General features: G+C 50.9%; 20 protein-coding genes. 12 read left to right on the forward strand and 8 right to left on the reverse strand.

What is annotated here, in order from left to right; genetic code table 11:
• Positions 1-61: 61 nt before the first annotated feature.
• The 3 genes from cobT to ACN4EK_RS21915 all read right to left on the reverse strand — a co-directional run bounded on the left by cobT (position 62) and on the right by ACN4EK_RS21915 (position 2,404).
• A complete protein-coding gene (gene cobT, locus ACN4EK_RS21905; RefSeq protein WP_431660384.1) occupies positions 62-1,195 on the reverse strand; it encodes a nicotinate mononucleotide-dependent phosphoribosyltransferase CobT in 1,134 nt (377 codons plus the stop codon).
• 84 nt (positions 1,196-1,279) lie between these two features.
• On the reverse strand, positions 1,280-2,113 hold the full coding sequence (locus tag ACN4EK_RS21910; RefSeq protein WP_431660386.1) for a DUF2232 domain-containing protein: 834 nt from the start codon (positions 2,111-2,113) through the stop codon (positions 1,280-1,282).
• A 24-nt stretch (positions 2,114-2,137) separates the two neighbouring features.
• Positions 2,138-2,404, reverse strand: coding sequence for a hypothetical protein (locus ACN4EK_RS21915; RefSeq protein WP_431660388.1), 267 nt, complete (start codon positions 2,402-2,404; stop codon positions 2,138-2,140).
• Between the two features lie 229 nt (positions 2,405-2,633).
• Between ACN4EK_RS21915 and ACN4EK_RS21920 the strand changes: the two genes are divergently transcribed.
• The 5 genes from ACN4EK_RS21920 to ACN4EK_RS21940 all read left to right on the forward strand — a co-directional run bounded on the left by ACN4EK_RS21920 (position 2,634) and on the right by ACN4EK_RS21940 (position 4,891).
• Complete coding sequence (locus ACN4EK_RS21920) at positions 2,634-2,795, forward strand: hypothetical protein (protein WP_431660390.1); 162 nt, start codon at positions 2,634-2,636, stop codon at positions 2,793-2,795.
• On the forward strand, positions 2,768-3,337 hold the full coding sequence (gene yidD, locus ACN4EK_RS21925) for a membrane protein insertion efficiency factor YidD (protein ID WP_431660392.1): 570 nt from the start codon (positions 2,768-2,770) through the stop codon (positions 3,335-3,337). Before ACN4EK_RS21920 ends, yidD begins: the two co-directional genes overlap by 28 nt.
• Before the next feature lie 117 nt (positions 3,338-3,454).
• Positions 3,455-3,634 carry a DUF2949 domain-containing protein gene (locus tag ACN4EK_RS21930; RefSeq protein ID WP_431660394.1) on the forward strand — a complete coding sequence of 60 codons (180 nt, stop codon included), beginning with the start codon at positions 3,455-3,457 and terminating at the stop codon, positions 3,632-3,634.
• A 60-nt stretch (positions 3,635-3,694) separates the two neighbouring features.
• The gene (locus ACN4EK_RS21935) at positions 3,695-4,339 is read left to right on the forward strand and encodes a type 1 glutamine amidotransferase domain-containing protein (protein ID WP_431660395.1); all 645 of its coding nucleotides are present in this window, start codon (positions 3,695-3,697) and stop codon (positions 4,337-4,339) included.
• Positions 4,340-4,342: 3 nt separating this feature from the next.
• Complete coding sequence (locus ACN4EK_RS21940; protein ID WP_431660397.1) at positions 4,343-4,891, forward strand: CAP domain-containing protein; 549 nt, start codon at positions 4,343-4,345, stop codon at positions 4,889-4,891.
• Positions 4,892-5,078: 187 nt separating this feature from the next.
• Here ACN4EK_RS21940 and ACN4EK_RS21945 read toward each other — a convergent pair whose 3' ends face one another.
• Positions 5,079-5,441, reverse strand: a complete 363-nt coding sequence (locus ACN4EK_RS21945; protein WP_431660398.1) for a phage holin family protein — start codon at positions 5,439-5,441, stop codon at positions 5,079-5,081.
• 617 nt (positions 5,442-6,058) lie between these two features.
• Here ACN4EK_RS21945 and ACN4EK_RS21950 point away from each other — a divergent pair.
• The 6 genes from ACN4EK_RS21950 (at position 6,059) to ACN4EK_RS21975 (ending at position 16,038) form a co-directional block, all read left to right on the forward strand.
• On the forward strand, positions 6,059-7,201 hold the full coding sequence (locus ACN4EK_RS21950; RefSeq protein WP_431660399.1) for an AI-2E family transporter: 1,143 nt from the start codon (positions 6,059-6,061) through the stop codon (positions 7,199-7,201).
• 249 nt (positions 7,202-7,450) lie between these two features.
• Positions 7,451-11,230 (forward strand): CAAX protease, encoded by a 3,780-nt coding sequence (locus ACN4EK_RS21955; RefSeq protein WP_431660400.1) that lies wholly within the window; start codon positions 7,451-7,453, stop codon positions 11,228-11,230.
• 87 nt (positions 11,231-11,317) lie between these two features.
• The gene (locus ACN4EK_RS21960; protein WP_431660402.1) at positions 11,318-11,524 is read left to right on the forward strand and encodes a hypothetical protein; all 207 of its coding nucleotides are present in this window, start codon (positions 11,318-11,320) and stop codon (positions 11,522-11,524) included.
• A gap of 30 nt (positions 11,525-11,554) precedes the next feature.
• On the forward strand, positions 11,555-13,768 hold the full coding sequence (locus tag ACN4EK_RS21965) for an ATP-binding protein (RefSeq protein WP_431660403.1): 2,214 nt from the start codon (positions 11,555-11,557) through the stop codon (positions 13,766-13,768).
• Positions 13,769-13,780: 12 nt separating this feature from the next.
• Positions 13,781-14,155 (forward strand): response regulator, encoded by a 375-nt coding sequence (locus ACN4EK_RS21970; RefSeq protein ID WP_431660405.1) that lies wholly within the window; start codon positions 13,781-13,783, stop codon positions 14,153-14,155.
• 8 nt (positions 14,156-14,163) lie between these two features.
• Positions 14,164-16,038 carry a response regulator gene (locus tag ACN4EK_RS21975; RefSeq protein WP_431660407.1) on the forward strand — a complete coding sequence of 625 codons (1,875 nt, stop codon included), beginning with the start codon at positions 14,164-14,166 and terminating at the stop codon, positions 16,036-16,038.
• A 17-nt stretch (positions 16,039-16,055) separates the two neighbouring features.
• On the opposite strand, the gene ACN4EK_RS21980 is transcribed toward ACN4EK_RS21975, so the two are convergent.
• The 3 genes from ACN4EK_RS21980 to infC form a co-directional block, all read right to left on the reverse strand.
• Positions 16,056-16,547, reverse strand: coding sequence for a Crp/Fnr family transcriptional regulator (locus ACN4EK_RS21980; RefSeq protein ID WP_431660408.1), 492 nt, complete (start codon positions 16,545-16,547; stop codon positions 16,056-16,058).
• 116 nt (positions 16,548-16,663) lie between these two features.
• Positions 16,664-19,756, reverse strand: coding sequence for an MFS transporter (locus ACN4EK_RS21985; RefSeq protein WP_431660409.1), 3,093 nt, complete (start codon positions 19,754-19,756; stop codon positions 16,664-16,666).
• Positions 19,757-19,971: 215 nt separating this feature from the next.
• Positions 19,972-20,499 carry a translation initiation factor IF-3 gene (gene infC, locus ACN4EK_RS21990; RefSeq protein ID WP_431660411.1) on the reverse strand — a complete coding sequence of 176 codons (528 nt, stop codon included), beginning with the start codon at positions 20,497-20,499 and terminating at the stop codon, positions 19,972-19,974.
• Positions 20,500-20,837: 338 nt separating this feature from the next.
• Here infC and ACN4EK_RS21995 point away from each other — a divergent pair, with 338 nt between their 5' ends.
• On the forward strand, positions 20,838-21,812 hold the full coding sequence (locus ACN4EK_RS21995; RefSeq protein WP_431660412.1) for an alpha/beta fold hydrolase: 975 nt from the start codon (positions 20,838-20,840) through the stop codon (positions 21,810-21,812).
• Here the strand turns inward: ACN4EK_RS21995 and ACN4EK_RS22000 are convergent.
• Positions 21,769-24,042, reverse strand: coding sequence for a caspase family protein (locus ACN4EK_RS22000; protein WP_431660413.1), 2,274 nt, complete (start codon positions 24,040-24,042; stop codon positions 21,769-21,771). The two genes, ACN4EK_RS21995 and ACN4EK_RS22000, sit on opposite strands and share 44 nt — an antisense overlap.
• Positions 24,043-24,182 lie beyond the last annotated feature (140 nt).

Raw genomic sequence — 24,182 nt, forward strand, 5'->3', positions numbered from 1 at the left:
TTGTGCGAGGAGGTGGCATCAAGCCGCTACTGAACAACCAGACTCTCAATCGCACACATCATTAAGGACAGCTATAGTACCGATCGGTCAGTGCCTCGATCGCCGCCAGTAATTCTGCCTGTTCCCATCCCTGATACAGGTGAGCTGCGATCGCACAGCCCCCGGCACCGACTCCCTCTTTCACATACCCCTGCTCATAGGCACACAATTGGGGATAGCGGGAACTCGCAAAACTCAGAGGGGTAGCCAGCAATGGCACAGGTTTAATCAACTCAGCTAACCCGATCGTGTCGCCCGTAGCATCCTCCGCTACCCATCGCGTCGTCCCCACCACAATTTGTTCTGGTTGCCACGCCAATTGCTGCTCTTGAGCAATTGTCTGGAGTAACTCATACACGGCCAGCATTTGGGTGCCACCTGCCAACATGACACCACAATGCCGACTAGCCGCGATCGCCATACCTGCGACGACAATCTGCATCGGATCACCCACAGCCGCCACAATTTGACTACCAGAAAATTGCTGTTTTGGGCAATTCGGGGCTGACCATACCCCTGCCTGCTGTAATCCTGCTGCGACCAGCGCCCATTTTTGCTGATGGTTGCAAGTGGGATGGCTGCTATTAATTTTGCAATTGGCCGCAATCCCCAGTCCTGTAAGGACAGCTAACGCCGTCGTCGTACCACCCACCACACATTCCCCCAGCATCAAATACCCTGTACCCGCTTCCGTTGCTAGCGTTGCCCCCCACTGAAGTCCTTGTTGCAGTAAGTGTTCCACCACCTCTAAGGGTAGTGCCTGCCCCTGACTTAAACATTGCGCCGGACAGCCGCCCAGGTCGATCGCTGGAACCGCCGGAGGATGCGGTAAACCAGCATTAAACAAATAGGTGGGAATTTGTTGGGCTTCAATCACCGCCCGCGAGATCAACACGGGAGAAGCTCCTACATGCAGGGGGGGTAACGGATAGGTGGGTTGAGTTTGCACTCCAGCAACGAGAAATTCAGCATCGGCGATCGCGGTGTACTGGCGATCTGTCGGGGTTGCCCCTGCGGCTGAAATGCCCGGCACCAGACCCGTGGCGGTAAACCCTAATACACAGGCGAACAGTGGCCGTTGTTCCCGATAGCGGTAAAGCCAACGTTGCCCCCGATCGATCTGCGTATACAGTCGGACAAAGCCAGATTGGAGCATAGAGAATGAGAGCGGATCCGCCATCAACAAACATTTATTTACACTAGCGTTGCTTGTTTATGCCCTCTTACCTGCTCGACCTGATCACGCCTCTCCTTCATATTCCATTAACACCTGTACCCATTTCGGGGGGCGGGGAATTGGGTTATTCAAGCGATCGAGGAGAAACCAAGCGACTAAATGCACGATAAACAAGTACACCAGATTGTTAATGATTACCATGATGATGGCAATCACCTGAATCAGCGCTAGCGTCGGCTGAAACACAATTCCTAACTTAATACACACCCAATCAACCAACTGAGTCACCTGGGTGGTGGCATAGAGCCACAGATCATCTCCTAACAGCAGCGATACCAACCAGATCCGGAAGAAAAAGCCAAACGATCCCAGAATAGCTCCCAACGCGATCGAGATGCCCCACCCTGCCCGTCGCTGCCACAGTAAGCCCAGTAGCACCCCCATAAACCCAAAGGGCATGACGAATAACACGCTACGGGCGGGACCCATCAAAACACTGAGCAACAGTCCGGATACCAAAGCTCCCATCCAGGCAGATCGCTGTCCCCACCGCAAATAAATTAAGGCGATCGGGATAGGAAAAAAGATCCGCAATAGGGGACCCATCGGAAAGTAGTAGTTGACAAACCAGATTAAACTGGCAGCACTGGCAAGAAACGCCGTCTCTACAAGGATCAAAGGACTGGATGGATCGAACGATCGCACCGTTGCTGCCGGATCGGGTGAGCGAGTTTGTTCCGAGAGCGGCGACTGTCGGGAAGAGTCTAAGGACAATTCCTGCTCGGCTTCTAACCAGGCAGATTCGATCGAGGTGGCTTCTGGTTCCGAGGACGGGGACGGTTGAGACGATCGTTCCCCTTGAGGTTCAGCTTGATGATCTCCAGCAGATTGGCTCATGTAATCGGTAAAGGATTCGCAGATCTACTCTAGATCTAAATTCCGGTGATCACGCAACGATCGGCTAATCCAGATCACCAGTGCTGCCATACTCTCCGGGTGCCGAACTAACCAGGCATTAATACTGATGCAAGTAATCCCCAATGCCATCAATACAAAGGTCGGAATCGCCACCACACCCACAACAAACCAACTCCAAACATGGAGCACCAGGGCGATCGCACCCACCCAGGAGAACGCGGCTGACTGCCAAATCCAGTGACGGGGATAGCCCAGTCCTGCCAGAGTCATCGTTAGCGAGGTAGCTAACAAATTTATTGGTACCAAAACAGTACAAATGGGAATGCAGTAGGTGTGAGAAAACTCTAGAAGAGCTGTGAAATCAATCATGCGTGATGCGTATGTGATGTGAAAACAATGAGATTTGTAAAGAAATATCAACGTCAAATCGATAGTTTTTTCAGTACGCAAGGTTTTAGTTTAGCGCAGGTCAGCCATTCCTTTGGTATTACGATTCATCATGGCAAAGATTTCCGAGTTCAACACCTACGGAGCGACTGATTTTGTCTGTGTAGCTGAAATTACAGTTCGCGATCGCCTCTGTCCAAACATCGCTGAGTGCTTGCTCTATCCATTCTTACCGATCTTTACTGTATGTCCATTTCTCCAGCCGACTCCTTGACTCGCCAAACCGCTTCTACCCTGATCTCGTTTTATCAACGGCAGATCTCTCCCCATAAAGGCTTTGCCTGCGCCTATCGGGTCTTACATGGTAACGAATCCTGTTCGCAATACATTAAGCGCACGATTCAAATCCACGGTCTGTGGCAGTCGCTACCATTAATTCGCGAACGCTTCCAAGCCTGCAAAGCTGCCAATCAACAGTTGCAACAACGATCGCAGTTCCGGCGACAACCCAATCTAGCGGCGATCGAGCCAGGGCAAGCAACACCGGATTATCCCATTGCTGACCCCAATGATCCAGAACAGTTAGAGCCAAATTCAACCTCTACTAAAACCAATAGCGTCGCTCAGCCCGCCGTAGCCAATTCCTCTGGCAGCACAGCCTGTTCTGGTTGTGAAGTGTTGGAGTGCGCGGATTGCAGTGGTCTAGATTGCGGTCTGTTAGGAGATAGCCATCCCTGTACAGCACTGGAATGCGATGGGTTAGATTGTACCGTTCTCGATTGTGGGGCACTAGATTGTGGTAGCTGTAGCTGGTGAGTACCGAGCAGCAGGCGATCGATTAACATCGGTAAGCCGAACCTGAAAATCTGTTGCACAAATTTACAAATCTTGTTACCTTTCTCATAAAGACGGGTCGGATCGGGCAGGTGTACCGTGGAGGCGAGGTTAATTCAGTTTTTACAGGAAGAGTTGGCAATTCCAGCCGCCGCGATCGCAGTGGCTCAACGACATCGTGAAATCACTCCAAACTTGCTACCGATTATTCTCTGGCAGTATGGCTTAGTCACATTGGATGATCTCAATCGCATTCTGGACTGGCTAGAAACCGCTTAGGTTAGCTACCTAGCGAAACCTCTCTTGAGAAAGACGATCCTCGATCGCAGGCTCTTTAGCATGAAGGCAGCCAAGCTCCATTGGATTGCCTCATTGGAAGCACCAATGGAGTACAGCGATGCATTAGGAGGATTCATGCGCGATTTATCAAACTTGCGAGTCGCAGTTCTGGTAGCTGATGGTTTTGAAGAAGCAGAACTGATCGAACCAGTCCAGGCTCTCAAGGCAGCAGGAGCAACGGTAGAAATTTTGTCTACGAAACAGGAACAAATTCAAGCCTTTCGCCATCATGACAAAGGCGTTACGGTGTTTGCCGAAGGCTTAATTGATCAAGCTAATCCCGATGACTACCATGCCGTATTACTCCCCGGTGGGGCACTCAATGCCGATATGTTGCGAGTGCTACCCAACGTTAAAGCGTTCTTGAAACGCATCCAGGAAACTGGCAAACCGATCGCGGCAATTTGTCACGCCCCGTGGGAACTGATTTCGGCTGGATTGGTGCAAGGACGGACGCTGACCAGCTACCACACCATCCAGGATGACATTCGGAATGCGGGGGGCAAATGGCTGGATCAAGATGTCGTCGTCGATGGCAATTGGGTCACTAGCCGCCAACCCGACGATATTCCGGCATTTAATCGGGAAATGTTGGAACTGTTTTCTCGCACTGCCTCGGAAACGGCTACAACGGGTACTCGTTAATTGATGAAACGCGGTAGTTTAATCGGTCTGGTATTCCTGGCGATCGGGCTAACGGCATGTGAAGCGATTCGGCAATTTCCCGATCAACTGCCCTCCCTACTACCGCCACGCCAACCCCGATCGCAGCAGTCCCCTGTTCCCGCCCAGTCTGTCAGTACGGCGGCAATGGAGGAGCAGGTGCGGCAACGCATTAACGCCATTCGCCAGCAGCAGGGACTCAGTGAACTCCGCCAGCATGAAGAATTGGCACAGGTTGCCCGTAACTACAGTCGCCGGATGGCAGAACAGAATTTCTTTGCTCACCAGAGTCCCCAGGGAGACACGATGGTACAACGGGTGGAATCCGCCGGAATTGCCTATCGCATGGTGGGTGAGAATCTGTTTACCAGCACCAACATTCCCCAACCTGTGCCTGCGGCTGTGAACGGCTGGATGAATAGTCCCGGACATCGAGCCAATATTCTGCGATCGGAATATCAGGAAACAGGAATTGGCATCTGGCGGCAGGGCAATACCTACTATTTCACCCAATTATTTCTCCGATCGTGGTGATTCCCTAGTCTTGCCGCTCGGGTAGCCAGAACAGTCAGTAAAATAACCGGGGGGAACGTTATGTGATGCCCATACCGCAACCCATCCGCATGATAATTATGGTGATCCCATTCCGTTGGTGAATTCGCCTCGGTTAGGGATGTGTGGGTATGATGAACCTGCCGATCCCCCTTACTGAGTCCCTCAATCACGCTGCCAACAAGTTAATCTGGCGCAGGATAAAGAACAAGATAGAGTTGATAATTGCCAGTGCGATCGCCCCTAGAATGGCACTCCAAATTCCCCACCGTAAGCGGAATCCTTGTACCAACCAGGCAGCTAAACCAAAGACGATGATGCTGCCAATCAGGGGAATTAGCCCTAAGCTGAGAACCGCGAGTGTGCCTTGAAACCAGTTAGGAAACAGACTATACAAACCATTGAACGCACCAATAATCGCTCCAGCAATTAACGCAATCACCGGATTTTCCACCTCTACACCTGTGGGCAGTTTAGAGATAATGAGTAAGCTAATTGCCGTAATTACAACTGCAATGAGAAAGCCGGTCATAATCTATGCACTCCTCAAGATTCAATAGTTAGAAAATTGCTTGGTTGTAGTGAAGAGAAAGGTATTCCTGAAATCAAACTGCATCATAGACGGAGCAGTCGCCAACCTTTGCAGTTCTTAATATCTAAGATGCTTTAGGAATCTGCGTTCCCTGTCTCATCTGTCACTACACACAAACGCCATTAAGGGGATTGATAGACAGCCTATCACTAAAATTTTCCAATTAAATCTTTAAAGATTTTGATTGACTGAATCTGCTTCATAGTTTGTTAACTAACCCGTTGAGATCAAAAGCAGCTCAAATCTTCATTTTATAGAGAAAAATTGCTTCATCTGGCAAGGTTCAGCAGTATACTAATGCTCAAACCATTTTCAATCGATCGTCAGGAGTAGAATTGAAGTAACATTAAATACTTTAAGTTTCAGTAGTTTCTGGTTTCTTTTTGTGATCAGAAGCACGATCGGATCAGCCGACGATACCCTAGTTCCTAAAACCGTAGAGGATTGATGGCAGGATATTTTACCTTATTTGCCGTCGCCTATAACTTTAGTGTGATTCCACCGATCGCATGAGATCTTGAATCCAGTCTGGGATACATTCAGGAAACATTGGTTCTATGCCAATGTCTGACTTACCTATCCACTGCGTCACCGCTCTGAATGGGCTGTATGTTATGACTTCACCGTTTAAAACTAGTCTGTGGCAAGATCTGAATAATTCTAGCCTATTGCGATTTCTGCTGCTGTTTGCCTGTAGTTGGGCGATCGTCGTTCTGATTGGTTACTTCCACAATGTAATTGCGATTTTTACAGCCGCTGCCATCTTTGCGGCACTCCTCAACTACCCGGTGCAATGGCTAACGCGGTATGTGCCCCGAGGCATTGCCATCTTGATTGTCACATTTGCCACCATTAGCATTTTGATTGCCCTAATCACAGCCCTGGGACTGCAAGTGATTACCCAAGGGCAAGGGCTACTGACTCAAATTGTGGAAACATTGACCACTCGCAAATTACCATTTAACGAAGTTTTACAAACATTGCGATTGGAGCAGGTTATTCAAACCTTGCAATCTAGCCTATGGACCGGTTTAGGCATTATTCAAAATTTATTTTCTAGCGTCTTCACTGTCATTTTTACGACGGTCATTAGTTTGTATATGCTAATTGACGGTCATAAGATCTGGACGGCTTGTTTAACTCTGATTCCCGCTGGTTCCCGCGATCGCTTTGCCTATACATTTCAAAATACATTTTTAGGGTTTCTCAGAGGGCAATTACTATTAATTCTGTTTCTCTCAACGGCTAGTTATCTCGTCTTCACCCTACTTGGCGTGAGATATGCGTTATTTCTCGCTTTAGTAGTAGGGGTATTAGATGCTATTCCGGGGATTGGAGCCACCCTGGGGGTATTAATTATTACCACACTTGTGTTTGCTTCCCAGGGATGGGAACTCGCTTTACGGGTGATCATCGGCAGTATTGTTCTGCAACAAATTCAAGATAACTTTATTCATCCCAAAGTCATGGGCAACGCTTTGGAAATTAGCCCAGTCTTATTATTTTTAGCGCTGTTTATTGGGGAACGGGTTGCAGGATTATTAGGTGTGTTTCTATCCATTCCGATCGCGGGGATGATTGCCGCCTGGTTAAGAGCAGAGGCTATGGATCCACCGATCGCAGCCCTACCACCTGATTCCAATGTAGCCAAGCCAGTCATCGATCCTCACGACATCGATCCCCTCAATGATGCGAATTAATCCTTGTGAACGGGCTGAATAAACGAAGATTCTCTTAATTTTCTACGCATCTCGATTAATTCCTTATATTTTTGCAATAGCTGGGTATAGCCACTCTATTAGGGTTGCGGAAGCTGTTCCGCCCATCATCCCTGTTGTCTACTTGCCCATGCGGCTAGACAGCGATCGGGGTCTAAATGAGTGCCGATCGCTAGAGATTTACTACCTCGGATTCACTGATACTTTCCGTTTCATCAGGATCACGTTTCCATGACACCTATTGCTCTTGATCGCTTCTGGGAAATCCTGGGTTATGTGTTTGCACTGAATGCTGAAGCGTTTCAAGCTGTCATTGCGAACGAGGGCATTGGTTTAACCCTAACCACGATCATTGTCCTGTTGGCGGGTCTGTCTCAAGCGATCGCGCAAAGTATCACTCTCTTCATTAATCGAGTTAAACCCGCTCGGTTTGTACTGAGTTTAGGAATCAACGCCTTGCTATTTACCGCCGGATTCTTTTTTCTGGTGTTTAGCACCTGGTTAGTTATCCTCCTGTCCCGCACCGCCGCCCCTGTGGAACCGAGAACCCTGTTGATTGTTCTGGGTATCAGCTATGCCCCGCTTATCTTCAGTTTCTTTGGAGCAATGCCCCATTTAGGCATCCCCATCCTCACCAGTTTGTCAATCTGGCATTTGTTGGCAATGGTGGTTGGCTTATCCACCCTGACCACTACGGGGCTAGGACGTGCCTTTACCTATGTGATATGGGGCTGGATTGTGCTTCAGATCCTGCAACAAACCATTGGGCAGCGCATTGCTCAATTTGGTCGATGGCTACTGAATCAAGCCGCCGGAATTGATCTCGCAACCAATCGCCAGGATTTGATGGATGTCTATCGCCAGCATGTGCAAAATACCTCCGCCGCATGGCAAGACGATCTGCGGGAACAGATTATTAACACCCGGCAGACAGAGTTAGCCAGGGTGGGAGAAGGTGGGGTAGGTGGGGTAGGTGGGGGAGGTAGGGAAAGTAGAGAAACTGCATTTTCCTCCTCATCTCCCTCATCCTCCTCATCTGCCTCATCCACCGTTCGCCAGAGGCACAACAACATCAGCCGCACCGGAAAAACGATCGCCGGATTAATTGGCATTGCCATTCTCACCTACATCGTGATTGTGTTTTTCCGTCCCCTGCGGGAGTGGTGGTTTGGTTGGTACAACGATCTCTCCAAATTCACTCGGTTTGTGTTTGATCTGGTGTGGATTGGCATGATTGCGATCGTGGTTGCTGGATTGCTGGCTCCCCTGGAAACCCTGGGTTGGTGGGCAGGTTGGTATGAGGATGAAGTCGATACAACGGTGAATTTAGGCGGTTTACAAACCCCGATCGCCGATACCACGACAGTTTCTCGCTATCTCGTGTATCTCGATGGCATTTGTCAATCTGACTTCAAATACCTCCCGGATGTGGAAGAGTTTTTGGATACGCTCGGCCCCACGTTACCACCGGATATCGCGCTAGTGCGGGGGTTGATGGTGTATTCGGTGATGAATAATCCCTTGAATGAAGACCGACCGTTAGCCTTTTTGTGGCAACTTGCCGATCGCAATCGTTACACCAATCCTGCGGCTCTATTGGGGTATCTGGTCAATTTCCGGAATGTGATTATGGTGGGGGTGTCGGCAGATAAACGCTATGGACCTCTGTATAACCAGGGCATTGCGCAGGTGGTTTACAATGGCTTAATTAAAAACGGCTATCAAGCGGGTAGTGGTGTCCCAGTGACATTGATTGGCTATAGCGGTGGGGGACAAATGTCCTGTGCCAGTGCTCCCTACCTGAAACAAGCCCTGCGTGCGCCAGTGGATGTGATCTCCCTGGGCGGGGTAATTAGCGGCAATAACAATATTCTGCAACTCGAACACCTGTACCATTTAGTGGGTCAAAAGGATACCGTTGAGCCGGCTGGGCCGATCATGTTTCCCGGACGTTGGAAACTGTTCTTCCTGTCCTACTGGAACCGCGCCAAACGGCGAGGCAAGATCTCGCTGATTGATATGGGACCCGTGGGGCATCAGATTCCGGGGGGTATTCTTGACCCCAAGCTGATTCTACCCGATGGTCGCAGTTCGCTTCAGCAGACGATCGACACCATCAACGCCATTCTTCAAGGCGAGCTACTGCCAGATGAAGATCTGACTGCGGTACAACCTAGCAACTACAGCCTCTACATGCAGGCGGACTTTAACCGTCCTACCTTTTACCCAATTCCCCAATCCCTTCCCGCTTCCCTGTATCAGCCGATCGCCCCCTGGATGGGACGCTTGATTCTCCCTCAACTGGCAGATCGTTGCCATGTTCAAGGTGCGTTATTTGAGGTTTATCATGCCGATGCCCAGCATCAACATCTCGTCGGCAAAATCGTCAATCTACGCTGGAGCCGTGATCCTAGAGTTCAGAAATTAGTCACGGCAGTGAAGCAGGACATTCATTTCAGTGCAGAAGCCTCCTACACCAGTAAATATGGCGGCTTAGTTCATCCCGATCGCTTAAACCACTGGTTACAAGTCGATCCGCTGGAATCCTTAGCTGGAGCCCGTCCGGAAGATGACATTGTGGTGATGCTAAATGATCCCGTTGAGGTTAAAGAGGGAGATAGGGGAGATCTGCTTTTATCCTCCTTACCCTCCTCACCTTCCCCATCCTCCGCATCTTCAACGTCCCTCTACATCACCAGTCAACCCGTCCAGATCACCGGACGCTTCTATGCTTTAGTTCGCTTCATCCAACCGATCGCTGGGGGAATTGATGAATTCCAGGTGGTTCACTTTAATCCAACATCTCGGCAGTTTGATGGGGCGACGGCGATCGTGCGATTGCCCCAGGTGGTGGTGTCAGAGGGCTATGGGAGTTCTCCATCCACCACGCGGGATCTGGAAAAATCACCTCTGAATGAAATGGGTTGGTATATTTATGGCACTCAGAATTCCAGAGGTCAATTTGTGGTGCAATCCCTCGCGCCCCGTTCCCTGTTTCGGTTGCAACCGGATGAGGTGATCTTTGGGAGAAAAGCGGCTTACAACTACATTCGTCAACGGGCTTGGGCAGATGCGATCGCGCAAAAGGGCAAAATTTCCTCGGTCTTATGTACCTGTCGCTCGAACGGATCGTCTGCCGCAATTCAAGCCGCGATCGATGAATGGCAGGAGGGCGATCGGGCGCTGTTGATGCATGTCTATGGCGGTATTGGTGGCAAAAAGAAAGAACCGGCTGCCGCTACACCGATTTTCTTTGGGCACTTTGCCTATGGGTTAGCTACTGTCATCCGAGATCCCTTAAGTGATGAATTACGCTTCGATATTCGCTACCACCAGGTCTATACCCACAACACAGATGGTTTAATTGCTGGAACCTTGCATTGGTCACGTTATTTGGGCGATCGGCAATTTGGTTGGGTAGGCAACCGCCCTGTCTGTGACATCATCATCAAACATCCCGCCTTCACGAGTTATTACGAAACCAATGGAGTGCGCCGCACCCCGCTAGAGTTAATGCTGTTGCAACTGCAAGTGATGACCAGTCGGTATCGCACCGGGGATGGGACAGGCGGTACGTATGTTGGGCCAGCCAATAACTGTGCCCAGGATTCCAATCAGGCACTATTTGCCAGTTTGCAGCAAATTGAGCAGAGTGTGCAGACTCATGCTGAAGGGTTACAGCGATGGGCAGAACATCATCCGGATCAAGCACACCGCTTTCAACAATTACTGGCACTGAATAAAGACCTGCAACAAGAGCTACAGGCGTTTGGCAGTTTACGCGCTGACTGGGAACGGAACGAGTTCAACTTGGGTAGCACCCTGGAAGATCACCCCTTGCATAACCTGATGATGGGATTAGGCAGTTGGCGGACTATGTTACCCCGGTTTGCCAGTGATACGGTAGTCAAAATTTTCCTCAAACATGGAGCCAGTGTTTGGGTACTTCGCACTAATCAAATTGGTGGCTATGACCCAGATATTGCCCCGATCGCGCCAATGACGCTATAACTCGATTTTTCAATTGCCCTGACAATCAGTTGCCATCAGAATTGCCCCTCATCCTGGTTAATCAACGATTCGGATTCAATTACCCAGTTGCCTGATGATCTGCCGTCTACGCTATCGATCAAAATTTTGTCTCCTCGCGATCTGGCAATGCGGCATGGCAATCCTAGCACCATTCCGATAACCGACTTACCGCAACATGTGATTAAGCTCCTGGCTTTCGAGTCAATCGCTCCGCACCGAATTAACATTTGTGATATGAATGAGATCAAGCTGAAAGCTTTGATTTTTATTTAATCAGAATTATTAATTCTGCGGTGATTTTTAGTGGCTAAGCGTTCTCCTCGTCCATTTTCGCCCTCTGGGCACCCGAACCGCTCCAGTAAAAACTCCCGTCAGTCATCCCCTCGATCGCTGCCGTCCCTCCTGGAACAGGCTATAGATGCGATCGCCTTGCTCGACGATCGGGGGGGAATTATCGATGCTAATCCAGCTATCTGCCAACTGTTGGAGACACCCCGCCAACAGTTAGTCGGACGCTGTATCTCCGAGTTCACCATTACTCAGGACACCGCCCCTCTACTGGAGCCATTCCTGCAAGCTAGACAGCCCGCGATCGGCCGGTTAACTCTCTGCTCTACTACAGACACATGTTTAGACGTGGAATACACCTTGACCCCTCAGGTATTGCCGTCTGCCCATTTACTCGTTCTGCGCCATATTAGCCAACACCAACGCGCCACCGAGGATGAACTACGGCGACAACGGCAACGAGTTGAGCTATTTTCGGAAGTCACTCTCAAAATTCGGCAGTCGCTTCAGCTCAAAGAAATTCTGCATACGACCGTCACAGAAGTTCAGCGCATTTTACACGCCGATCGCGTCCTGATTTATCAGGTCTTCCCCGATGGGACGGGTAAAGCGATCAGTGAAGCGGTTTTGCCTGACCACCAACCCATTTTGGAGATGTCCTTCCCGGAGGAAGTGTTTCCGTTCGATTATCAGCAACTCTATGCCCAGGGACGGGTGCGGGCGATCGCCGATGTGCATGAGCCAACCGCCGGACTAGCCAACTGCTTAGTGGAGTTCGTTGATCAATTCAATATCAAAGCCAAGTTGATTGTCCCGATCCTGCAAAATCTCAACTCCCAGCCACCCAGCGATCTCAATGCCCAACATCAACTCTGGGGCTTGCTCATTGCTCACCAGTGCAACAGTCCCCGGCATTGGATTGATTTTGAGTTAGAACTGATGCAACAACTGGCAGACCAGATCAGCATTGCCTTAGCTCAAGCCCAATTGTTGGAACGGTTAGAAGAATTAGTGGAAGTGCGGACAGCGGAATTGCAGGAGGTGAATCGCAATCTGCAACAGGAAATCAACGATCGTATGCAAGCGGAGGCGGCGCTACGGCAAAGTGAAGAACAACTGCGTTTGATTACCAATGCACTACCCGTTCTGATTGCCTATGTGGATGACCAGCAAAACTATCGGTTTAACAATCAAGCCTATGCCGATTGGCTAGGACAGGCTCCCGAAGCCATTTGGGGTCGGCATTTGCAACAGGTTTGGGCAACGGACTGCTATCAACGGATGCGACCGTATGTAGAAGCCACCTTAGCGGGACAAGTTGTGACCTATGAGAATGAGATTGTTCTGTATGATGGCAGTGTGCGATCGGTCAATGTCACTTATATTCCCCATCAGGATGAGCAGCAGGTGGTTAAGGGCTTTTTTGCCCTGACCAGCGATATCAGCGATCGTAAAGCGATCGAACGGATGAAAGATGAGTTCATTTCTGTGGTCAGCCACGAACTGCGAACGCCGCTGACTTCATTGCATAGTGCCCTGAAAATTTTGGCAACCGGACGGTTAGGCGCATTGACCCCCGGTGGGCAGCAAATGTTAGGGATCGCCGATGACAGTACGGAACGCTTAGTCCGATTGGTCAATAATGTATTGGATTTGCAGCGAATTGAATCGGGCAACGTGGTGATGGATCGGCAGGTGTGCAATGCCGCTAACTTAATGATCCGGGCAACGGAAGTCATGCAAGCAATGGCAGACCAGCATGGAGTCACGCTGATGACCCAGCCACTGGATCTGTCAATTTGGGCGGACTCCGACTATATTCTGCAAACCCTGATTAACCTACTCAGTAATGCCATCAAGTTTTCCGCTCCTGGAGGAACCGTCTGGCTCACGGTGGAATCTATTACCCATACCGTGATCACCTCTCGCTATCAGGTGTCTTCAGTCCAACCCGTCTCCAGCGCCAAACTGAATCTGCCCTACCCCCCGCCGATCGCCCTGTTTCAGGTGCGCGATCAGGGACAGGGAATTCCGGCGGATCAACTGGAACGAATCTTTGAACGATTCCAACAAGTGGATTCGTCTGATTCCCGCAAAAAAGGGGGCACAGGCTTAGGGTTAACCATCTGTCGTAAAATTATTGAACAACATGATGGCAAGATTTGGGCTGAAAGTGGGCTGGGACAGGGCAGCACTTTTTCGTTCACCTTGCCAGCCTTGCCTGAGTGATATCGCTCGCCTATGACGACCAAACGGATTTTGATTATTGATGATGAAGAAGCGATTCAAACCGTTGTCCAGTTCGGCATCAAAATGGCAGCAGGTTGGGAAGTGTTAACCGCCAGTTCCGGCACGATCGGCATTCAAACGGCACAACGGGAACAACCAGATGCCATTTTGTTAGATGTGATGATGCCAGATATGGATGGGATTGCCACCTTCAAAGCCCTTCAGTCCCATATTCAAACAGAGCATATTCCCGTCATTCTGTTAACCGCTAAAGCCCAAACGGCTGAGAGACGACAGTTCAACGATCTACGAGTCAGTGGAGTGATCACTAAACCCTTTAACTCCCTGGATTTGCCTGGACAAATTGCCAAGATTCTTCATTGGTAACCATCGCTATGAAGATCCTCCTGGTCGAAGATGATGATGTTTTAGTCAAGCTCCTGACCAAAAGCCTGACCGATCATCACTACATTGTCGATGCCGTCAAAGATGGCGAAACTGGATGGAGCTATGGTTCTACCTTCGAGTACGACCTGATCGTGCTGGATGTGATCCTGCCGCAGGGAGATGGGATTAGTTTATGCCAACGGTTTCGCGCCGCCGGTTACACCACGCCAATTCTGCTACTCACAGCCCAGGACACCAGCACCACAAAAGTCCAGGGATTAGATGCGGGAGCCGACGATTATGTGGTGAAACCCTTTGATCTGGCGGAACTGATTGCGAGAGTGCGGGCATTATTGCGTCGAGGCAGTGCCCAACCGTTTCCGTTATTGCAATGGGGCGACTTATGTTTGAACCCCAGTACCAGCCAAATCACCTATGCCGATCGCCCCCTCAGCTTAACCACCAAGGAATATGAATTATTAGAACTGTTATTGCGGGAAAGCCAGCAGGTTCTGAGTACCGAAGAAATTCTCGATCGCCTGTGGTCGGCAGCCGAATTTCCAGCGGAAGCGACTGTGCGTTCCCATATTCGGCGGATTCGGCGGAAGCTAGTTGCCGCAGGCGCCCCTCCTGATCTGATTTCTACGATTCATGGGCGCGGCTATTACCTGAAAGCCCCAGAGTCAACTGTGGCAGAGTCAGCACTAACCATTCCTCAGCCTACTGACAACAACTCCTATACACCGCCCGCCGATGCCCAACACCAATACCTGGCGTTTCTCCAGCAAACGTGGACTACCACCCGCCCCAAGTGTTTGCAGCAGATCATCGAACTTCAGCAAACTATCCAAGTCCTATCAGTCGATCGCTGGACTGCCAAATTACAACAGCAGGTACAACAGAGCACCCACAAGCTTGCAGGTACATTGGGCATCTTCGGGTTAACTCAAGCAATGCAGTTATGCCGCCACCTGGAGCATCATCTGGCACTGCAAATTCCCTTGCCCCCGCCAGAGGCTTTTAAGTTGATCCCATTGGTGACAAAGCTTCAGCAAGAGATTGAGCAGACAACCACTCTTTCTCTCTCTTCCCCATTGGATCAGCCTACCTTACGAATGTTAATGGTCGATCTGGAGGCTGACCTGGCACAATCCCTTACCCCGATCGCGGCAGAATACGGGATGCAAACAGAAATTACCACATCCGAGGAGCGGGAAATGGCAGGATGGCAGTCCTCCCAAGTGATGTCGCCGGACGTTATCCTCCTTCGCATTACATCTAACCGTTCTATCACCACCGTCATGTCGGGGTTGGCGACCCACTACCCAGACGTACCGATCGTTGTCCTCTGCGATCGCCGCGAGTTGAGCGATCGTTTAGCGGCTGTACGGCAGGGTAGCCCACTGTTTCTCGACATCCTCATGTCGCCCCAGCAGGTGATCGTTCATATCAAACAATTCCTGCATCAAACGGCGCGATCGGCAAAAGTGATTCTGGTGGATGACGATCAAACCTGGTTAAGTACCTTATCGGCGCTACTGAAACCCTGGGATTTTGAAATCACAGCTCTGGCTGAACCACAACAGTTCTGGACGGTGTTACAGACCGTGACTCCGGATGTGATTGTGATGGATGCCCTCATGCCTCAAATTACCGGGTTTGAACTATGCCAACTTGTTCGGAGTGATCCTGATTGGCAACGCTTACCCATTTTGTTTCTGAGTGCGCTAACCGATGACCACAGCCAGAAGCGAGCCTTTACTGCCGGGGCAGATGACTACCTATGTAAACCGATCGCGGGAGTGGATCTGGCTCACCGCATTCTGCAACGGCTACAACGAGTCCGTACCTTAGCACCGGATTGGACGCATCCTGGTGGCTAAGCTGATCTGCCAGTTTGTTACCTGAGATGGGCTGAATTGTAGATTCGGGAGGGCGGAGTTGGCGCAGAGGGTGCGGTTTGTTGTAGCATGTTCACTTTTTGATTCAGATCCCGAATCCGGTGAGACAGCACTCGGATAATATTGACCGCGATCGCAGGGTTTTCTTCGATCGCTTCATACAACTGTTGCTGCGTCAACACCAAACAATCTGAGGGAATCAGGGTTGTGACAGAAGCCGATCGTGGTTCCGCGTCAAACAATGCCATTTCTCCAAAACAATGTCCCTGCTCAAGCTGGACAATCTCCTGATTGGCAATGTGAACTCGCACTCGACCAGACACTACCACATACAGCGATCGCCCTTCCTGCCCTTTCGTAAAAATCGTGTGGTTAGCGGGAAACGATAGCTCATCCATAACGGCGGCCAGCCTTGCCAGAAACTCATCTCGCAGTTCCTTAAAGACTGGGACTTCCCGAATAAACAATAGCCGCTGAAAGCTGTTGAGCATAGATTTATTGCAAGTGTCCTGGCACGCACCCGATAGCAACGAAGTGGCGAGTCATCCCGCTAGAGTTATTATCCCCAGATTCCTCGCCCATACTATACTCATTTCTCCCAGTATGACTAAATTGGTTCCAGCCCAGGCAGATGACGCGGCTGTCCATCCGGTGGTCGAGGCGGTGCGGAGGATTGCCCCAACGTTGTTCGCTGCCCCTTCTGGCTAGACTGTAACTTTTGCATCATTTGTTTGACCTGATCGGCAACCAGACGATCAGGATCACTTTTCAACATAGGTAACAACTCTTGCAAGGCGCGGGGCGATGCCATCCATAAATAAGCTAGAACCGCCTCTCGCACAAATCCTCGGGGATGGCGCAAACACGCCAGAATTTGATCCGCCGTTAAGCTCCAGTGTGCCCGTCGAGCCAGTTGAAAGCAGCATGCCAACGTCCAATCCGACAGGAAATGCCGCAGATCTAGTAACCGCCGCAGCCGATCGCTCGGAGTCATCGGTTCATAGGTGACAATTTCTGCCAGACTTCGTAATTGCTCCTGGTCAGAGTTGTTATCCAAAATACTTAACAATGCCCGTTTACTCGGGATATCCAGCGTATTGTCAAGAATTTCTAGCCCCTGTGCCATGTTGGTATGGGAGTTCGATTGCAGGTTATACGCTGCCGCTTTAATCGAGCCAATCGGATACAGAAATTTCATCAGCATAAATAACCGCTCCTTGGCATCTCCCTGCAAATCCCGCAAAGCTCGCCGCAGCAGGTTCGCCTCCTGCAACGACACCTGCTCCGGTGCCAAATCTAGCAGCGCTGCCAGGGTTTGACCAATGAACATCAGTTCTTGATCAATCATGCGTTCAATCCCACTCCGTCCCAACCGCTTCAGCACACTTTCAATCCCGCGATCGTCCGGAATTTCCAGCAAAATTTTGAGCAGGCTGCGCCGATCGCTGCCCCAGGCGGTCATCAGGTGAGAGATCAGCGCATCCACCGCTTGAATTGTCCCAATCTGTCCGATCGCCCGCCACGCATACAGCCGAACTAAATCAGGTTTATGAATATCCTCCGCCACCCTAACTAGCATCGGTACAGCATCATTTTCCAGCCGGACTAGCGCTTTCATGGCGGCTTCCCGAGTTGATTTATAATGCAAGCCCCGCAGCAAAGATGGATAAAATTCCTCCAAATGGGTGGCAGCGATCGCCTCCAACAGGGCACAGCGCACCCGCAGAGATTCATCCTGCAATAATGGCTCAATATAAATTCGCAACGCCTGGAGATAGACGGCTTCCCCCAACGCCCGACACCCCATCACCCGTTCCCGCTCTTTCTTGTGGGTCAACATCCGGCGCAGGGTATTGGTCGCTTCAGCTTTCTGGGTCGGATTGCCCCGCCGCATCATCAGTGACGCTGCCGTTCCCCGCACGACGGGATCCACTTCCGGACGCAGATAGGGCTTAAGTTGGCGGATATCCGGTTCTTCCTCGGTAATCCAGACATACCGCAAAGCCACTGCTAGCACGTCGGGGGGCGGATTTTGCTCAATCAATGCTTTAATCGGAGATAGATAGGCGGTACTGGGATACGCCATCATCACCTCTAAGCTTTTACGCTGAAGCGCGGGGGAAAGCTTCAGTAACACTGGAGCCAATACTTCACCCACATTCTTGGGATCCAGTTGGCTTAAAACTTCAATACAGGATTTTTTGTTGGCTTCAGTTTCGGGTCGATCCAACGTTTCGGCAACGGCCCGTTTCAGCTCCCGCAGGTCAGCATCCCCACTTAACTGCCCCCGTTCCGCACTAATCACGAGCAGCCCGACATATTTCGCTTGTAGGAAATAAATCGTGAAGACCCAGACGATCGCCAAAATCACGATCGCGGCATACACCCAATTCAGCGCCGCCTCCCCGATCGGAGTGCTGGTACTAATCCAGGCAAGCCCTAATAGCGCCAGTCCCGTCGCTCCGGTAGACAGGGGATCAGCCACTCCCCGTACCATCGCCTGAATGTTACTGCGTAATTCTTCCCGAATCGGTTGGAACAGGACGGGCCCCACACTGGTAAATAGGGTGTAATGCAGCAATTCATCCAGAAACTTGAGAAATAGGAGCGTACCAAATAGAATTTGCGCCCAGCCAAAGCCAGCGACTACCATCACAGCGGTTCCCAGCACCGCAATTACCCCAGGCAGTAGCACCGACGAAGCAAACACACCTGCCCGTTCAATCACGCGGCTAGAGGCTAACCATTGCATTCCTAACTCGCAAATGCCCAGGAAACCACTGAAGAAGCCGAGGAAAATCGCCACCTCATCCTCGGTTTTTTGCTCCTGTAACTGGCTGAGAAACTGAAAATCAATCAGCAGAAACAGCACCTGCGCCAAGATAAAAAAGACAAACAGTAGAACGACATAAAAGCGTAGCGGTCCGCGAATCGTGCGATTGGTAAATTCCGTCTGTCGTTCTTCCCGCGATCGTCGCCACAAAAACTCGGGAAAGGCTTGCTGATATTTTTGGCTTAAATAAAATAGGATGCCAGCGCCGATCAGCATCATCAGGCAAGCCAGGATCACGACATTGGTTAACCCCACATGATCAATCAGGAGTTTAAGCGAAAAGCCACTCAGAACATCCGCTAACAGAATGCCACTGCTGATTAAGGGAAAGGTGCGCTTAATCTCACGAATATTAAATAACTGATTGGCGGTAATCGAGGTATTTAGGTCATTTAAGACATAGATTGCCTCTAACCACAGGCGCATCAGAAATACCGTGACGGCAACCAAACTGACTGTCCAGGGATTAAACTGGATGCCCGCCAGTTGCATGGTAGAAAAATAGATCTGCTCCGAGTTATTTAAGCCCCACCAAAACGGAATTAAGGGGAGTGCCATTAACACGGCAATAATCACAATAACGCGCCGCAATGGGAGATAGCGCTGCAACCAGGAATACAGAAACCCCAGCCCAGAGCCGATCCCCGCACTGGCAATATAGACCCAGGGCAACCCAGTTTCTGCCCGATATTCCCGCAGGAATAGCGCGATCGTACTCGCTTCCAGCCAAACTAACCCGATCGAGGTGACGGTATAGAAGGCGAACATCAGAAAGGTTCGCTCACTCTCCTCGGGTCGGAGATTGACCCACTGTAATAGTTTCTGCCCCCAGTTGCCGTTAATTTGCCTTTGGTGGTTGAGTCCCATTCAACATTTGCTTCCCGTGTCGTAGCATGTCCCTGAATGCGCTAAGTAGTAGCACGTTACTAGAATGCCCGGAATGGCTTTCATTTTAGATACACTTCCGACACTAGTGGCAAAAAGTTTTACCGATAGCCGAGCTGGGACAAATAACGACCCAGGGAAATGGGCGATCGACAGGGCGGGAACCCACTAAGCAACCCATCCCCTGATCCTGATCCTTACTTTTTCGGGGCTAGCAGCATCATCATGTTGCGCCCTTCTTTTTTCGGAGCCTGTTGCACTTCTGCCAGTTCTTGCAAATCTCCAGCCAACCGGTTGAGTAAATCTTCAGCAATGTCGCTGTGTTGAATTTCGCGACCTCGGAACATGATGGTGGCTTTGACTTTATCCCCATCTTTCAAAAACCGCTTGGCCTGATTCAGGCGCACGTTATAATCATGCTCCTCAATCTTGTAGCGCATTTTGACTTCTTTAACGTCAACCGTATGCTGCTTCTTCTTCGCTTCCCGAGCTTTTTTCTCTTGCTCGAATTTATATTTACCATAGTCGATAATGCGGCAAACCGGGGGGTCTGCCTTATCACTGACTAAAACCAGATCTAATTCTTTTTCCTCAGCTAGCTGGAGGGCCTCACGCGGACTCATAATCCCTAACTGGGTATTGTCAGCGTCAATGACTCGAATTTTCGGAAATCGAATGCGTTCGTTGATGGTTGGTAAGTCGCGGTTTGGTCTTTTGTCAGTCACAGGCAGTAAATAGTTTACAGAGTAGGGGTTGACAACGAATGGCTAGTCCTCAGCAGGGCTTGAATCCACACAAAACCAGGGGTCAAGAAAAGACTGCGGAACCTGTCGTCAAGCTTCAAAGAACACTTCAGAAGGTAAATAGTATAGCTCCAAAGCGTTCAGATTATTAGTCGTACCTGTCATTCTACCCACTCTCTTTCGATTTCTGCCGGATTGTTAATGGAAATCCAAGTTTTGGCAGCAATGGGGAGATGAGGCAGGTAGGGGAGATGGGTCAGGTGGGGCAGTGGGAGTGCGCCTAGAATAGAAACAGAATCCCTAGGACTGAATTTGAGGTCATGGTAACGAGTAGCATTCCCTGGCAGCAGCGAGTGGGTAGTCAGCGTGATTGGGTGTGGCGGGGTTGGCAGACCCGGTATACCTATGTGCGATCGCCCAATTCCCAAAGTTCCACGCCGTTAATTCTGTTGCATGGCTTTGGCGCGTCGATCGGGCATTGGCGACATAATATTAGCGAACTGGCACAACACCATACCGTCTATGCCCTGGATATGCTGGGCTTTGGGGCTTCAGAAAAGGCCGCGGCTCCCTATGATGCCGCCTTTTGGGTAGAGCAGGTTTATGACTTCTGGCAAACGTTCATTCGCCAACCAGTAGTTCTCGTCGGTAACTCGATCGGGTCGTTGATTTGTTTAGCGGCGGCAGCGAAGTATCCCGATATGGTGCAGGGTGTGGTGATGTTGAGCCTACCGGATCCATCGGTGCGGGAAGAGATGATCCCTAAGGCGGTGCGTCCGATCGTCGCGGCGATCGAAGGACTGTTTACCTCACCCTGGCTGTTAAAACCCCTGTTTCGGATCGTTAGCCGTCCGAGAGTTGTGCGCCCCTGGGCAGCGATCGCCTATGCCAGTCGGGATGTTGTCACCGATGAACTGATCGATATTTTGGTCGGTCCCGCCCAGGATCGCGGTTCGGCTCAGGCCTTTTGTGCCATTCTCAAATCCATGACCAGCGTCAAATTTGGTCCCCCGGTGAAAACCCTGTTACCCCAACTGCAAATTCCGCTATTGCTGGTTTGGGGGCAACAGGATCGCATGATTCCCACTTACCTGGCCCAGGAGTTCGCTGCCTATAACCCGAATTTGCAATTAGTCGAGTTGGCCAATGCAGGGCACTGTCCCCATGATGAGCGTCCTGAGGAAGTGAATCGATTGGTGCTGGAATGGATCGCGTCCTGGCAGGGAGACACACCCAATATGCAAGCGTTCTCTACCCAACCTGATAAGCAAAGCGTAGGGTTGCCCAAACATTGACATCCAATGCCACACTATCGGGGGGCACAGGAATTGGGTAGGTTGTTGCCCCATTGGCTTGATGCAGATCTTGGAGCACTGCCTGAGCCACATCCAACGGATTCACGACCACATTCAGGGCGGGTGAATCGGGGCTGGGACGAATTCCCGTTGCCAGAGTTGCTAAAGTCTGTGTAAAGGGTGCCTGACTAAAAATTAGATAGTTTTCACTCAGCCCCGCCGGATGGCGCAACATCCACTGAAACGGTGATGTCGTGGCGGGCAGGATCAGGGTAGTGCCCACCGCAATATGTTCGGCGGTAGCGGGATCTGCCACCTGGGGATCAAAGGGATTGAGATAGAAGAACGCGCCACTGTTATCCAAGCCCAACAGCAACATGTAGAGGGGAGAGGGGCTAAAGTTTTCGACTCGATAACGAATGCGGTTCCCGATCGTCAGATTAATTCGTCCAGGCTCAGCCGGAGCCGCCCGTCCCAGCAACGACTCTTTACTACTGCTTGGGATATTAGCCGCGCGGGAGGTTTCTTGCTGCACCAGCGATCGGGGCTCAGGAGTCAGGGTTTCTAATGTCACCCGTACCCCTAACTGCGACGTAGCCTCATTCACCGTGAGATTGAGTAGTTTTGCGGCTAATAGGGTCTGGAGGGTAGGAGCCAGCCGCTTAATGGCAACTTTGACCGCTTCTCCCCGCTCCCCTGCCGTACTGGAGATCGTATCCCGCCCGGAGGAGAACAGCCCGTACCCATTGGCACTGATGTTCGCTGGAGTTGTGGTACTGGCGATCGCGGCTGAAGGAAGAGCCGCCACTTGAGTCAACTCCTGGTTTTGCAGTTTGCTAAACAGATAATCGGCAGGTTGCTCGCCAGCGATCGCTGAGGATACATGCGGAATTGCCGATAATGCACTAATCGCATCCACCCGTTCGATCCGTTCTAAGGTGTGATCGATCGCCACCGTTAACCCCACATTACGAGGTAACACCCTCACCTGTTCTCGTACCCACTGTCCGGCTTGTAGGGGAAACGAGTCTGCCTCTAGCTCATTACTAGCACAGCAAATTCGGGCTTTGGCAACCAAGCCTTCCCGACTGGTAATTTGCAGCAGGGTTGGTGGGGATGGTTCACCTGCCAGTGGTTCCGCCAGTTGTAACAACGAATTGGTTCCATACTGCTCTAAGACCGCCGCCGGTAGTCCGCCTAACCACAGCCGAGCCACTCTGCCCCCTTCTTCGACAGCTTCTACGACCCCATCGACTCCTGATGTGATTAACTGACTCGGTGGATAGGGCAATCGGGTCGCATCCTGACTTTTTTGCCCTTTCAGTTCCGGTTGTTGCTGACTGACTCGCCGCCGCACCTGTTCTGCGGTTCGCCGGAAGCTAGTTTGTAAGGTGGTTGCGGGGGTAGCCTGCCACAAGGTTTGGGTCAGGGCATAGGTAAAGAGTCCAGCACTGAACCCCTGCCATTTGGCTTCCAGGGCAACCTGTCCGTCACCAGTGGCTGCCAAAACCAGACCGGGAGGCTGCGAGGCAAGTTCCGATCGGGTCGCGCTCGTTCGGCGGTTGGCAATTAATTGAGTCCACAGTTGTTCCTGAAGGGCTAGTTCTGCCGCGATCGGTTGAGCCGTAGAGGGATTCAACTTTGCCCGCACCCGCAGATTGCCCTGTAACGAAGTGCCAGGATAGGTATAGCCTGTATCGAATACCGCCACAACTTTATCCGTGGGCAGCGATCGCAGGAGTAACCAGAGTGTTGCTTCCAACAGATCATTCACCAATGGCACATCGCCGCCTGTCACTGCATCATCCGCCACGACCAAACTATTATGTGATGATTTGTTGACATCTCCGAGGGTTAAATTGCTGCCGTAGCCACTGAAGTGAAACACCACGACATCATTCGGACGGACGGATGGCATCAGATGCTCGGTAAAGGCTGTCACGATCGCCTGCCGAGTCGCCTTCTGATCCGTGAGCAGCAAAACATCCTCTGGCTGGAAGCCAAACCGGGCGACCAGCAATTCTCGTTGTAATTCCACATCAGTGACACAGCCCGTGAGGTGGTCACTCGCCGCGTATTGGTTAATGCCAACCAGTAATGCCAACTTCCGCCCCGTGGGAGCCGCTAGCACCTGTTGGTAGCGATCGCTGTATTGCCATAGAAGTGAACCACTCGCACCCCAGGTTGCCAGTGCCAATCCAGTCTGCTGTAAAAACGCCCGTCGCCTCATGGGTAAGCCGTCTGCTATCCGCCTCAGCTATCAGCCTAGCAGGTATGGGGGATAGGGGTTTGGCGTTGCGATCGAAATTTTGCAGAGAATTAGCGATCGGTCATGGGAACATGAATTTTCGCTGACCGATCGTGGCTTCA

Origin of the sequence: Pantanalinema rosaneae CENA516 (assembly GCF_050753385.1) — a bacterium.
Classification (GTDB): Bacteria; Cyanobacteriota; Cyanobacteriia; order Leptolyngbyales; family Leptolyngbyaceae; genus Pantanalinema; species Pantanalinema rosaneae.